The sequence below is a fragment of the Mammaliicoccus sp. O-M54 genome (assembly GCF_022386035.1).
Taxonomy (GTDB): domain Bacteria; phylum Bacillota; class Bacilli; order Staphylococcales; family Staphylococcaceae; genus Mammaliicoccus; species Mammaliicoccus sciuri_A.
Map to the genome: position 1 here is coordinate 71,914 of NZ_JAJNJE010000002.1, position 14,435 is coordinate 86,348.

General features: G+C 35.0%; 10 protein-coding genes, 2 pseudogenes and 1 riboswitch. Of the genes and pseudogenes, 9 read left to right on the forward strand and 3 right to left on the reverse strand.

Translation table 11 applies throughout. The annotated features are described in order from the left end of the window. Positions 1 to 70 precede the first annotated feature (70 nt). A pseudogene (locus tag LQ673_RS04420) lies at positions 71 to 1,526 on the forward strand (PTS fructose transporter subunit IIC); the annotation flags it as partial. A 71-nt stretch (positions 1,527 to 1,597) separates the two neighbouring features. After that, a pseudogene (locus LQ673_RS14865) lies at positions 1,598 to 2,032 on the forward strand (PTS sugar transporter subunit IIA); the annotation flags it as partial. 52 nt (positions 2,033 to 2,084) lie between these two features. Here the strand turns inward: LQ673_RS14865 and LQ673_RS04425 are convergent. After that, positions 2,085 to 3,233, reverse strand: a complete 1,149-nt coding sequence (locus LQ673_RS04425) for an NAD(P)-binding domain-containing protein (RefSeq protein ID WP_196308037.1) — start codon at positions 3,231 to 3,233, stop codon at positions 2,085 to 2,087. 135 nt (positions 3,234 to 3,368) lie between these two features. Then, positions 3,369 to 3,470: riboswitch (TPP riboswitch) on the forward strand. A 109-nt stretch (positions 3,471 to 3,579) separates the two neighbouring features. Between LQ673_RS04425 and LQ673_RS04430 the strand changes: the two genes are divergently transcribed. Both LQ673_RS04430 and LQ673_RS04435 read left to right on the forward strand, forming a co-directional pair. Then, positions 3,580 to 4,332 (forward strand): 3-oxoacyl-ACP reductase, encoded by a 753-nt coding sequence (locus LQ673_RS04430; RefSeq protein ID WP_196308036.1) that lies wholly within the window; start codon positions 3,580 to 3,582, stop codon positions 4,330 to 4,332. Positions 4,333 to 4,362: 30 nt separating this feature from the next. Beyond that, the gene (locus LQ673_RS04435; protein WP_196308035.1) at positions 4,363 to 5,670 is read left to right on the forward strand and encodes an NtaA/DmoA family FMN-dependent monooxygenase; all 1,308 of its coding nucleotides are present in this window, start codon (positions 4,363 to 4,365) and stop codon (positions 5,668 to 5,670) included. On the opposite strand, the gene LQ673_RS04440 is transcribed toward LQ673_RS04435, so the two are convergent. Continuing rightward, complete coding sequence (locus LQ673_RS04440) at positions 5,667 to 6,590, reverse strand: AEC family transporter (RefSeq protein ID WP_025907587.1); 924 nt, start codon at positions 6,588 to 6,590, stop codon at positions 5,667 to 5,669. The genes LQ673_RS04435 and LQ673_RS04440 overlap by 4 nt on opposite strands. A gap of 1,042 nt (positions 6,591 to 7,632) precedes the next feature. Here LQ673_RS04440 and LQ673_RS04445 point away from each other — a divergent pair. Then, entirely contained in the window at positions 7,633 to 8,877 is a 1,245-nt protein-coding gene (locus LQ673_RS04445) for a Glu/Leu/Phe/Val family dehydrogenase (protein ID WP_107576772.1), read from the forward strand. A 187-nt stretch (positions 8,878 to 9,064) separates the two neighbouring features. Here LQ673_RS04445 and LQ673_RS04450 read toward each other — a convergent pair whose 3' ends face one another. Then, positions 9,065 to 9,976 carry an osmoprotectant ABC transporter substrate-binding protein gene (locus LQ673_RS04450; RefSeq protein WP_285369635.1) on the reverse strand — a complete coding sequence of 304 codons (912 nt, stop codon included), beginning with the start codon at positions 9,974 to 9,976 and terminating at the stop codon, positions 9,065 to 9,067. Positions 9,977 to 10,176: 200 nt separating this feature from the next. Between LQ673_RS04450 and fni the strand changes: the two genes are divergently transcribed. From fni to mvaD, 4 genes are all read left to right on the forward strand, one after another. Beyond that, positions 10,177 to 11,223 carry a type 2 isopentenyl-diphosphate Delta-isomerase gene (gene fni / locus LQ673_RS04455; RefSeq protein WP_239745005.1) on the forward strand — a complete coding sequence of 349 codons (1,047 nt, stop codon included), beginning with the start codon at positions 10,177 to 10,179 and terminating at the stop codon, positions 11,221 to 11,223. Between the two features lie 198 nt (positions 11,224 to 11,421). Beyond that, entirely contained in the window at positions 11,422 to 12,396 is a 975-nt protein-coding gene (locus LQ673_RS04460) for an SMP-30/gluconolactonase/LRE family protein (RefSeq protein ID WP_037589209.1), read from the forward strand. A 117-nt stretch (positions 12,397 to 12,513) separates the two neighbouring features. Then, a complete protein-coding gene (gene mvk / locus LQ673_RS04465) occupies positions 12,514 to 13,437 on the forward strand; it encodes a mevalonate kinase (RefSeq protein WP_025907576.1) in 924 nt (307 codons plus the stop codon). Between the two features lie 5 nt (positions 13,438 to 13,442). Next, positions 13,443 to 14,426 carry a diphosphomevalonate decarboxylase gene (gene mvaD / locus LQ673_RS04470; RefSeq protein ID WP_126477642.1) on the forward strand — a complete coding sequence of 328 codons (984 nt, stop codon included), beginning with the start codon at positions 13,443 to 13,445 and terminating at the stop codon, positions 14,424 to 14,426. The last annotated feature ends 9 nt before the right edge of the window (positions 14,427 to 14,435 follow it).

The window sequence follows — 14,435 nt, forward strand, 5'->3', positions numbered from 1 at the left end:
CTAACGGCAATTATTCTTTTTTATGTTTCAGTGAATGCGTTTACAATTGAATTAAGAAGGAGCTGACGTTATGAAAATTTTAGCAATTACATCTTGTCCAAACGGGATTGCACATACTTATATGGCTCAAGAAAAATTAGAACAAGCCGCAAAAGAAATGGGCATAGATATTAAAGTAGAAACACAAGGTGGTGTCGGTGCAGAAAATGTTCTGACATCAAAAGAAATTAGAGAAGCGGATGGTATTATTATCGCTGCTGACAGACAAGTCGATTTATCAAGATTTGACGGGAAACGATTAATTAACGAAAGTGTTAGAGAAGGTATTCACAACCCTAAATTATTAATTCAACGCATCATCGATCAAGATGCACATATCCATCATGAAAAAGGTGGCAATAAACAAACGCATGATGACGAAGAACAAAAAAGTGGTCTACAAATGGTCTATCAACATTTAATGAATGGTGTCTCATTCATGGTGCCATTTATCGTAGTTGGTGGTTTATTAATGGCCATTGCTTTAACTTTAGGTGGCCATACAACACCTGAAGGGCTTAAAATTCCTGATGATTCATTCTGGAAATCTATTGAAAATATCGGTAGTTTAGCATTTAGTTTTATGGTGCCAATTCTAGCTGGTTACATTGCAGTTAGTATTGCTGATAAACCAGGTTTAGTACCAGGTATGATTGGTGGCGCAATTGCTGCTGATGGTAGCTTTTACGGAAGTGAAGCTGGTGCAGGATTCCTTGGTGGTATTGTCGCTGGTTTCTTAGCAGGATATATAGCTAAATGGATTAAAAACATTAAAATTCCTAAAGCAATGGCACCGATTATGCCAATTATCATTATTCCTATTATTTCTTCAATTATTGTAGGACTTATTTTCATATTTGTTATCGGTGCGCCGATTGCGAGTATTTTTGAAGGCTTAACAACATGGTTAAAAGGTATGCAAGGTACAAATAGTATTATCTTAGCGCTTATTATCGGAGCTATGATTGCATTCGATATGGGTGGTCCAGTAAACAAAGTTGCTTTCTTATTCGGATCAGCTTTAATTGCTGAAGGAAACTATGCCGTTATGGGTATGGTTGCAGTAGCTGTATGTACACCACCTATTGGTTTAGGTCTTGCTACTTTTATCAATAGACGTAAATTTAATAAAGGTGAAATTGAAATGGGTAAAGCATCATTTACGATGGGCTTATTCGGTATTACTGAAGGTGCTATTCCATTCGCCGCACAAGACCCATTACGTATTATTCCTGCAAATATGATTGGTGCAATGGTTGCAGCAGCTATTGCAGCTATAGGTGGCGTTGGAGATAGAGTTGCACATGGTGGTCCAATTGTAGCTGTACTTGGTGGTATCGATAAAATACTATGGTTCTTTATTGCTGTCATCATCGGAAGTAGTGTTACAATGCTTGTCACACTTTTATTAAAGAAAAAAGAAGCAACAGTTGCAACACCTGAAATGGAATCATCTAATAGCGGTATCACAACATCATTTATGGGATTAGATGAAGATGATAACGATCAAAAAGAAACAACCACTTCAAATGATGAAACTCAGAAAGAATCAGAACAAGTCTTTCACGAAAAAGTCATCACAATAGAAGACGCTGAAATGTCTCGAGATGACGCAATCGATAAACTAATTCACAATTTAAAACATCACAACTTTATAGACGATGAAAAAGCGTTAAAAGAAGCTGTATTGAAACGCGAATCAGAATCAACAACAGCAATTGGCATGAATGTAGCCATCCCGCATGCTAAATCAAACGTTGTCAAACAGCCTGTCGTAGCTGTTCTAAATAACAAACATGGTGTTGAATGGGAAAGTTTAGATGAAACACAACCTAAGATCATCTTCTTAATTGCTGTACCAAATGATAGTAGTGACACACACTTGAAGTTATTACAAAGACTGTCACGTACGCTTATGGACGATGATACTAGAGAAAAATTAATCAACGCTGAAAGCACAGAAGCTATTTATAACATTTTGAAAGAAATTTAATTTAAAAATCCTGGAACGAATTTGTTCCAGGATTTTTTTATGTCTGATATACCTAACTGCATTGCTCTATTTCGTGATACTTCTCACCTATCTTGCGTGCCGCTTCTCTTCCACCCATAATATTTCTAGCGAAAGGTCCCAATTCTAAATCAGCTAATCCACCTGATACGAATAAATTCGGCAGCCATTCTAAATGTTTGCTAATTTCAGGATACCCACATTTATTGAGTGGTGCTTTATATTCATGAATTAAACGATTTAATATTGGTTGTGTTAATAAAGTATTATCAAATCCTGTTGCCAATAATATATGGTCATAATCCATATGTTTCCCATCAACTGTTATGATTTGATGATTGTTAATATAATCTAATTCATTGAGATGTATCGTAAGTCTGCCTTTTTTCACATATTTCTTTAATCTAATGAATAACTCTTGTGGCATCGAACCTTTATGACGTTCTTTTAAGACAATATCCATCTTCTCTTCTGGATCTATTACTTTTGAAAAGCTTGCCATATTTTTAGGTCCTAACCACCCTGGATCAGCATCAAAATCATGAATTTCTAACGGCTTGTTCGTCCATAAATGCACATGCTTTTCATCATCATGATAAATTAATTTTAATGCTAAATGTGCAGCCGATATCCCACTTCCAACAACATGAGAACTTTCATTAAATTGAATATTTGCATCTTCAAAAATATGTTGTACATCTGGTGCATGCTCATACATTTTTGGAATCTTTGGCTTATGGTTACAACCAGATGCGATGATGACATTCTGTGTATATATCATCTCCCCTGATTCTAATACGACACACCAATTATCTCGATATTTCTTTATATCTACTGCAGTATCTTTAACATGACATTCATGTAATCGGTAGTATTCAACTTGTTCTGCTGTATGGTCCATAAACATATCTCTTTTCGGTCTCTTATACTTACCATAAATGCCACCTGCATAATCCATTTTCTTAAAATATTGTTTTAAATGAAAAGGATTTGGGTGAACATGGTGTACGATTGGAGATCTTAAATAAGGCATACTAATATTCTGTGTTCGATGATCAAATTGATGACAGAACACATCGTGCGGGTCAATAATTGTTAAGTCTTTATTTTTTAATCCTTTAACTTTTAATTCTAATGCTATCGTTATCGCGTGGATACCACCACCTACTATCGTCCACTTCATCTTATCACCTTTATTCTTTTTTAAATCGTAATCAGTACGTTTTATATCATAACCGATTTTACCTATCGTTTGCAACTGAACATTTATACAAACTTGACATCGATTATTAAAAACTATACATTGATAGTAATTAAATAGATGCACTAGGGGTGTTTTTTTAACTGAGATGAGTATGAACTCGAACCCTTTGAACCTGAACTAGATCGTACTAGCGTAGGAAAGTGTTTGTGAAAAGAATTTATAGGGATGACTATGCCCTTTTTATAAATATCTTTGTTTTTACACAACTTTCTTACGAGAAGGTTGTGTATTTTTTTATTTAAAATTCTATATGGGAGTGTTACATATGACAAAGACAATTTTAGTAACAGGTAGTAGTAGAGGATTAGGCGCAACAATCGCACGTACATTAGCATCTGAAGGACATCAAGTCATCATTAATTATCATAATAGTAAAGCGTTAGCAGAACAGTTAGTTGCTGAAATCGGTGCAGAACAAGCGATTGCTATTCAAGCGGATGTGACGAATCGCTCTGAAGTTGATCAGTTAATTGATGAAGGTACGAAACATTTTGGAAAAATTGATGTCGTTGTCAATAATGCCTTAGTTAACTTTAAATTTGATCCAGTAAAACAAAAAGCATTCGTCGATCTTGCATGGGAAGACTATCAACAACAAATCGATGGCACATTAAAAGCTGCATTTAATATTGTGCAAAGTGTTGCACCACAATTTATAGAAAGAAAACAAGGTGCTGTCATTAGCATCGGTACGAACTTATTCCAAAATCCTGTCGTACCTTATCATGAATATACAACGGCGAAAGCTGGTTTAATTGGTTTCACGCGTAATATCGCTGCTGAATTAGGTCAATACGGCATTACAGCCAATGTCGTTTCAGGTGGATTACTCAAAACGACCGATGCCAGCTCTGTAACAACACCTGAAGTATTCGACTTAATTGCTCAATCAACACCTCTTAAAAAAGTTACTTCACCACAAGATGTCGCAAATATGGTAAGCTTCCTTGCTTCTGATAAAGCAAGTGGTATAACTGGTCAAAATTATACTGTAGATGGCGGCTTAACAATGAACTAGAATTCTAAAAGAGAGATAAGGAGAATAGAAATGCGTAATTTAAGAAGTGATCAACTCAATATTGGTGTCTTATTATATGGCTGTGGCCACCATCAAGCTGCATGGCTTATGGAAGACTCCTCTATCGAACAGATTGGTGATATCTCTTATTATCAATCATTAGCACAACTATCAGAAAGAGGTTTATTAGATGCCGTATTCTTTGCAGATAATCAATCATTCCCTGCAAAGTCAGATAGCGAATTACCTGCATTCTGGTTAGATCCAATTGTGAATTTAACTGCTATATCACAAGTGACACAACATATTGGTCTAGTTTCAACAATATCAAGTTCATTTTCAAACCCTTATACTGCTGCTAGGCAAATTTTAACGCTCGATCATGCGACGAATGGTCGTGTTGGTTGGAACTTAGTAACATCTATGACAGATATAGAAGCTCAAAATCATAGCATGAAAGCTTTACCTCAGCATGATGCTAGATATCATAAAGCACAAGAATTTGCTGAATTGATGGACAAACTATTTACATCTTGGCATAAAGAAGACTTCGTTCATGACCGTCATAACAATAAAGTGATTAATCATGAGCATGTGCATGCTTTTCATCATTCTGGCGATTATTTCCAAGTAAATGGACCGTTATCGACACCAAGTAGCCCACAAGGCAAACCTGTCGCTATGCAAGCTGGCGCATCCAAACAAGGTATTGCGTTAGCTGTCAAACATGCAGATGCGGTTTATTCAGTATCATGGAATTTGAAACAAGCGAAAGCTTATAGAAATAAATTAAATACTGCTATTAGAGAAAGTGATACACCCGAGAAATACATTAAAGTCTTCCCAGGATTAGTCACTTATGTTGGAGAATCACGTGAAGAAGCCCTTCTTAAAAAAGAAAAGTTAGATAAAGCTTTACCAATTGAAAATGCCATCAAACAATTAAGTACGTTTGTTAGACAAGATTGTTCGAAATGGGCATTGGATGAGCCTGTCCCAGAACTGCCACCTGTAGAAGCGTTCGATGGTCCAGTAGGTAGATATGAAACAATTTTAGAAATTATAGAAGATACCAAACCTACAGTGAGAGAATTATTAGGATATCTCAATGCAGGTGGTGGGCATCTCACATTAATAGGAACACCTGAAGAAATAGTAGATGAAATGGAGCTTTGGTTTAAGTCTGGTGTTGCAGATGGCTTTAATTTAATGCCACCTACTTTACCACATAGTCTTGAAGATTTTGTAACATACATCGTTCCAGAATTACAACGACGCGGACTGTATAGAGAAGCTTATTCAAGTCAGACATTTAAAGAACTTTTAAATGTACGTTAAAAAATTAAATAAGATAAATAAATGACAACCACAACAGAAATAGAACTAAACAACGTAGACATGAAGACTAATTCTGCAGCTAAAGCTGGATAATTATCATATTCTTGCGCAATAACTGAACTGTTCACAGATGTTGGCATCGCTGAAGCAATAAATAGTGTTTGTGCGATAATGCCATCTAACCCCATGCATTTTATAATGACTAATGCGATAGCTGGTCCAACAACTAATCTTATAAAGATATAAATATAAGAAGATGACCATTTAAAATTAAGTTTAATATTGGCAATTTGAGCACCGAGAAGAATTAAAGCAATCGCAATCATAGCATCAGACAAATAACTGACAGTCGTCCACATGAACTCAGGAATTGGAATATGATTATAATTTAAAATAATAGCAAGAACGAGTGCATATATAATAGGCATCTTAAAGTAATTGAGTAATGCTTTAAGTTTACCTAATTGAACAGATTGAATTGCGAAGACACCATATGTAAACGTGAAGACATTTTGTAGCGTTAATACAATGACTTGTGCAGACATTGCAAGTGGATCACTTTTAAATACAATATCATTTAACGGTGCACCGTAGTTACCAGAGTTAAAGAAGAGCACACTGTTTGTTAAAGTCGTCTCTTTACCTTTATCTAAATTTTGCATTTTGGCGATAGCAAAAGCGACGATATATAAAGCAATTATGTATATAACGAAGAACACGATGATTAATAATAATAAATTTACTGCTAACTCAGCTTTGTAAAACTTCGCAAAAATAAATCCAGGCACAAACACATTGATATTTAATTTTGCGAGCGTACGTAAATCAAGTTTCACACGCTTTTGAAGCACATAACCTAACGCCGTCATTAGAAAAATCGGTACAACAACCGTTAGTAAAATATTGAGCATTTCAGACAAAAAGACACCCCCACGATGTATAAGATAAGTTTTTGATAGTAATATCATAACATTCTTAGAAAATTGTTGGGGGCGTCTTTTTAATATTGCAAATAATCGTGCGCTATATGTGAGAGAATAATACAGGATTTGAATCATGTTAGGGCTGGGATGTGGGATAGAATTAGGTTTTTGTGGAACTTGTGAGTTTATTTTGACTTTAACTCACATCTTCAGCTATCTCGTGTGTTTACTACCTCTTTAACTCACATCTTTGACGATCTCGTGTGTTTACTACCTCTTTAACTCACATCTTCGGCAATCTCGTGTGTTTACTACGCCTTTAACTCACATCTTCGGCAATCTCGTGTGTTTACTACGCCTTTAACTCACATCTTCGGCAATCTCGTGAGTTTACTACCTCTTTAACTCACATCTTCGGCAATCTCGTGTGTTTACTACCTCTTTAACTCACATCTTTTGCGATCTTGTGTGTTTACTACACCTTTAACTCACATCTTTTGCGATCTTGTGTGTTTACTACACCTTTAACTCATATCTTCGGCAATCTCATGAGTTTATTCCGACTTTAACTCACGTCTTATGCAATCACGTGTGTTTACTCCGACTTTAACTCACATCTTTTGCGATCTTGTGAGTTTACTGCCTCTTTAACTCACATCCCAGCCAATATTCTCATTCCACTCATTACTCAATTTATAAAATATACACTATGATTTCATGAATCTCTTTTCTACACCTCTTCATTTATATAAAAAGAAGAATCTTGGACAAAAATTCATTTGTCCAAGATTCATTCACACTAGTAAATATAATGGTTTCATTATATTTGTATATGCTCGTAATTGAATTATATCATGTCTTCCAATTACTACCAACTACTTACACTCACTACATTAAAATACAACAAATTTTATCATTATACATATTTGAATTTTTAGTAAATTCAGTTTATTTTATTGAAAACCATTTTCATTTGTATTATGATTTTATTTAATATGTTTTTTTAGACATTATTTTAATCAACAAAGGAGCGTCAATCATGAGTGAAAATAGCAATCTTGTAACTTCTACACAAAATATAATTGAACAAGCTTTATATAAATTAGGGTACGATGAAGGTCTTTTTGAATTGATTAAAGAACCTGCTAGATTTTTAAGAGTTCGTATTCCAGTTAAAATGGACGATGGATCCGTAAAAACTTTTACAGGATATCGCTCTCAACATAATAGTTCAGTGGGACCTACTAAAGGTGGCGTCCGCTTCCACCCTGATGTAGATGAAAATGAAGTAAAAGCATTATCTATGTGGATGACTTTAAAATGTGGTCTCGTTAACTTACCTTATGGTGGTGGTAAAGGAGCAATTCAATGTGACCCTCATAGTATGAGTCAAAATGAATTAGAAAGATTGTCACGTGGATATGTTAGAGCAATTGCTCAAATCGTTGGACCTACTAAAGATATCCCTGCACCAGATGTATATACAGATGCTCAAATCATGTCTTGGATGATGGATGAATATAGTATTATGCATAAAGTTAACGCGCCAAATTTCATTACTGGTAAACCCATTTCTTTAGGCGGTTCACTAGGTCGCGAACAAGCAACAGCTTTAGGTGCTGTAATTACGATTGAAGAAGCGGCTAAACGTAAGCATATTAATATCGAAGGTTCAAAAGTTGTTATACAAGGATTTGGTAATGCTGGTAGCTTTATCGCTAAAATCCTCCATGATAAAGGTGCAAAAATTGTATGTATCTCAGAAAGTCGTGGTGCTTTATATGATCCTGAAGGTTTAGATATTGATCATTTATTAGAGCTTCGTAAAGAACACGGTAGAATCACACCTTTATTTGATAACATTATTCCGAACGAAGATATATTTGGAATCGATTGTGACATTTTAGTACCAGCAGCTTTAGCAAACCAAATCACCGCACAAAATGCAGGAGACATTAAAGCGAGTATAGTAGCAGAAGCGGCTAACGGTCCTACAACACAAGAAGCAACTCGTATTCTGACAGAAAATGATGTACTTTTAATTCCGGATGTACTAGCTAGTGCTGGGGGTGTAACTGTTTCATACTTTGAATGGGTACAGAACAATCAAGGACTTTATTGGTCTGAAGAAGAAGTGAATCAGTTATTAAAAACTAAGATTGTCGAAGCTTTTGACAAAGTATATGACATTTCACAAAAGAGAAAACTAGACATGAGATTATCAGCTTACGTTGTAGGTGTTAGACGTACAGCAGAAGCAACACGATTCAGAGGATGGGCTTAATAAATAGAGTATTAATGAAAATAGTGAAAGTCTTGGCTTTACTCGGTACTTAAGCCACGACTTTAGCCATCTCTTGGCTTAACGACTCTATTAAGCCAAAAATCACCTATCTCACTTATATTTCACCCTCAATATGTATCAAAAAAGCAGGAACCTCACTTGTGGTTCCTGCTTTTTACTATATTAACTATTCAAAGTAGTGATGTGCTTTAAGGAATTTTTCTGCGATTATGGCGGGCTCTTCTTTTTGGCCGTCTGCTTGATAATTCAATTCTTGCATTTTTTCAGTGGATACTTTCCCAACCAATTTTTCTATTGATTTTTTAGCTTTTGGATTATGTTTCAAATATTCATTTGTTGCTAATGGGCTGGCGTCATATGGTGGGAAGAAGTGACGATCATCTTCTAGTGTCACTAAATCATAAGCAGCTATTCTTCCATCTGTTGTATACCCAAGTGCGGCATCAATGCTTTTATTCTTCAATGCATCATATACGAGTCCGATTTGCATTGTTCTAATATCTTTAAATTCAAATCCGTACGCTTTTGAAAAAGCTGGATAGCCGTCCCCTTTTCGTTTAATCCATGTAGGGTCACTGGCTACTCTTAGTTCGTCTTTATGCTTTGCTAAATCTGAAACTTTTTTTAAATTGTACTTTTTAGCTGTATCTTTAGTAACTGTAAATGCAAAGGTATTTTCAAATCCATATGAGTCAAAAAATGTTTGATCAAATTTCTTTTGAAAACCTGTTTTAACAGCTTTCTCAGCTTTTTTAGTATTTGTAATGGGTTCAGAGTTTAAAGCACCTACTAAATCAGTACCTGTATATCTTGTCGCAGATATTTGCGCATTATCATTTAATATCGCGTTATGTTCAATTACCGCAGAACCAAGATTATTTACAATTATCGGTTTTACTTGCCCTTTTGTATCATGCTCTATTTGTAAGCGAATCATATGCGCCATGATTTGAGACTCGCTTGTAGCAAGCGCCGTAATTTTCACTGAATCAGACGATGCGCCACCTAAGCCTGGTAAAGTACAACCGCTTAATAATAATGTACAAATTAAAATTAAAGTAAGTTTTTTAAATTTGATAACGATTCTCCTCCATTTTATGTATATTTGTATAGTATTATATTAGCATAAATTGATTGCCTTATTTTTCTACCATTTGGAAAAAGATTTTGAAGCGGAATGTATAACAATGTTTAGTTTATATTCAATTATACAACTGGTATAATGTGTATTAAGATAAAATATATCATTAAACATATAGACGCACGGAGGATAAATGAATGGACGACTCATTAAGAAGCAAAAGGAAGAATGAACATATTCAGCTGGCATTAGATACGTATTCACCAGTTAGTACTGATTTTGATAAAGTACAGCTTATACATCAATCCATTCCTTCTATTAATAAAAATCAAATTGATTTATCAGTAAAATTTCCGCATTTCACGTTTAAATACCCTATTTATATCAATGCGATGACGGGTGGAAGTGAAAGAGCAGCAACTATTAACAAAGAGTTAGCTCAAATCGCTAAAGCTTGTAACATACCTATGGCAGTAGGTTCTACACATTCAGCCCTAAAAGACCCTAACGCTGAATCAAGTTTCACAGTAGTACGTGACGAAAATCCTGAAGGTCTAATATTCAGTAATGTCGGAGCAGATATTGAATATGCAAAAGCTAAGAAATCTATAGAACTTCTAAATGCTGACGCCCTACAAATTCACGTCAATGCACCTCAAGAACTGATAATGCCTGAAGGTGATACTGAATTTGAAAATTGGCTAACAAACATTCAAGAAATTCAAGATAATATTGATATACCTGTGATCATCAAAGAAGTTGGTTTCGGTATGAGTGCTGAAACGATTCAAAAAGTTAAAGATATTGGTATTCAATATGTAGATGTTAGTGGTAGAGGCGGTACGAATTTTGCGGACATTGAAAATCAAAGAAGACCATTAAAAGATATGGCATTCTTAAATCAATGGGGACAAAGTACTGTTCAAAGCTTATTAGAAGCACAATTATTAAATGCAGATATTCACATATTAGCTAGTGGTGGCGTTAAAAACCCACTCGATGCCATTAAGTCTCTTGTACTAGGTGCAGAAGCTGTTGGCTTATCTGGATATGTTCTCAAATATTTAGATGCATATGGTGTAGAAGATACAATTGAACATATGAAACAATTTATCGAACAAATGCATGTCATTGCTAATTTATTGAATGCATCAAACTTATCTGATTTAAAATCAGTCAGCTATGTATTGTCTCCAGAATTACAGACATATGTAGAACAACGCGCGAAATCAATTAAAGCTTAATCAGAAAAACAGCTTTTCCACTTCTCGAAAAGCTGTTTTTTATATGTTTATAATAGCTTTACAACATTCATATTTTTCGCAATTTAATATTCATTTTCATTGTAAGTTAAAAGTGATAATATTAAAGATATATATTAAACACATCTTTAAAGTACATGTGTACTTTTCTATATTGTACAACTTAAAGGAGAGATTATTATGGCTGATCAACATATACCATCTTTATATTATACGGAAGCTTCAAAAAGTGCTGTCCCACTACTTGCGCATGAACAACACTTGCAAACTGTAACAGCTGAACCTTGGCTCAAAATTTCTGATGAAGGTCTTCAATTAGAAGGTTTATGCTTTGATAGAAATCATAATCTATTCTTATGCGAAGTATTTGGCGGGACCATTTTCCGCGTTGATTTACCTGAGAAAAAAGTTAATACAGTATTTAAATCTGAGAAAACTAACCCGGCTTCTGTTAAAATACATAAAGACGGACGATTATATATGTCTTATTTAGGTGACTTCAAAAGTTCTGGAGGTATTTTTGCGACTGATGCAGACGGCAAAAATCCACAAAGTATCGTTTCAGATATCGATACAGAATATTGCGTTGATGATTTAGTATTTGATAGTAAAGGTGGATTCTACTTTACTGATTTTAGAGGATACTCTACAAATCCACTTGGTGGCGTATATTATGTTTCACCTGATCATCAAACAATTACACCTATTATTCAAAATATCGCAGTAGCAAATGGGATTGCATTAAGTACAGATGAACGTGTACTATGGGTAACTGAAACAAATGCGAATAGATTGCATCGTATTTCATTAGAAGAAGACGGTGTGACAATCGAACCATTTGGTGCATCTATTCCATATCATTTTACAGGTCATGAAGGTCCTGATTCTTGTTGTATTGATAGTGACGATAACCTTTATGTTGCTATGTATGGCCAAGGTAGAGTCCTTGTCTTTAACAAAAGTGGTTACCCTATCGGACAAATATTAATGCCAGGTCGTGACCAAGGGCATATGTTAAGATCGACACATCCTGCATTTATACCAGGTACAAATCAATTAATCATTTGCGCCAATGATATAGAACGTGGTGGCGATTCTTGGTTATTTACAGCGAAAGGCTTTGCAAAAGGTCATAATAGCTATCAATTTCATTAAAAATTGTAATAATTACACATTAATTAGTTAAAGTTTTTGAATATATGGTGACAGAGCTTTATAATAATAAAGTGTTTAACAAAAATAAAATAAGAAATACTAAAGGTGATTGAAAATATGGCACAAATAGGATACGGGGAAGCAAATGGGAAAGTTATTTTAATAGGAGAACATGCTGTTACTTTTGGACAACCAGCAATAGCGATTCCATTTACAACAGGTAAAGTGAAAGTAACGATCCAGTCTCTTAACGCTGGTGATACTTCATATATTAATAGTGATGTATATGAAGGAACGTTACAATCAGCTCCTGAACATATTAAATCTGTTATTTCAAGATTTATCGATAAACATCATATCGAAGAGCCTATAAATGTTAAATTCGAAACAAATCTTCCCCCTTCAAGAGGATTAGGTTCCAGTGCTGCTATGGCTATCGCCTTTGTAAGAGCAAGTTATGATTATATAGGAGAGCCTCTTTCTGACGAATTATTAATAGAAGAAGCGAATTGGGCAGAACAAATCGCGCATGGCAAACCGAGTGGCATCGATACACAAACGATTGTCTCTAATAAACCAGTATGGTTCCAACAAGGAAAAGTAACAACTTTGAAACCACTATCCATAAACGGCTATATGGTCGTGATAGATACAGGTGTTCAAGGTTCTACTAAACAAGCAGTCGAAGATGTCCACCAATTATGTGATCATAATGAACAATATATGCAATATATAGAGCATATTGGTACGCTCGTATATGATGCTAATGAAGCAATCGAACATCATGATTTCACAAAATTAGCACACGTATTTGAACGTGCACAAGAAAATTTACGCAAGTTAACAGTTAGTCATGACAATATTGAAGCATTACTTGAAATAAGTAAATTACAAGGTGCAACTGCTGGTAAACTAACAGGCGGCGGCCGTGGTGGTAGCATGATTGTACTCGCTCAAAATCTCGACATTGCTGAAAAAATTGCAACAAGTGCTGAAAAATTCGGTGCTCATCATACTTGGATTGAAAATTTAGGAGGTTAACGAGATTGAATATGAGTGGTAAAGCCCGCGCGCACACAAATATTGCTTTAATTAAATATTGGGGAAAAGCTGATGAATCACTGATCATCCCCATGAATAATAGCTTATCCGTTACGCTTGATAAATTTTATACAGAAACAAAAGTGACATTTAGTCCTGAATATACAAAAGATATACTCGTTCTAAATGGTGAAGAAGTAAACGAAGAACAATCGAAGAAAATTTATCAGTTTATGAACCTTGTAAGAGAACGTAGTCATACTTCACACTATGCTTATATTGAAAGTGTCAATTATGTTCCTACAGCAGCAGGTCTTGCTTCATCGGCAAGCGCATTTGCAGCCCTTGCTGCAGCTTGTAACGAAGCACTTAACTTGAATATGTCTGATAAAGATTTATCAAGATTAGCTAGAAGAGGTTCAGGCTCAGCTTCTAGAAGTATTTTTGGTGGATTTGCTGAATGGGAAAAAGGTCATGACGACGAAACGTCATATGCACACGCAATCGATGCACAAGGTTGGGAAGAAGATTTATCAATGGTATTTGTTGTCATCAATAACCAATCTAAAAAAGTATCTAGTCGTTCAGGTATGTCCCATACGAGAGACACATCTCGCTTCTACCAATATTGGTTAGATCATGTTGATGAAGATATTGCATCAGTTAAAGAAGCCATACGTAATAAAGACTTCAAACATTTAGGTGAAGTCATCGAAGAAAATGGCTTACGCATGCACGCTACTAATTTAGGTGCACAGCCACCTTTCACATACTTAGTACCAGAAAGTTATGAAGTTATGGATATTGTACATCAATGTAGAAAAGCTGGATATCCGTGCTATTTTACAATGGATGCAGGTCCAAATGTTAAAATATTAGTCGAAAAGAAAAACCAGCAATTTATAATAGACGCTTTACTTAAATCTTTTAATAAAGAACAAGTTATTGCGAGTGATATTACAAACACAGGAATTGAAATTATTGAGTAAGGAAGAGAT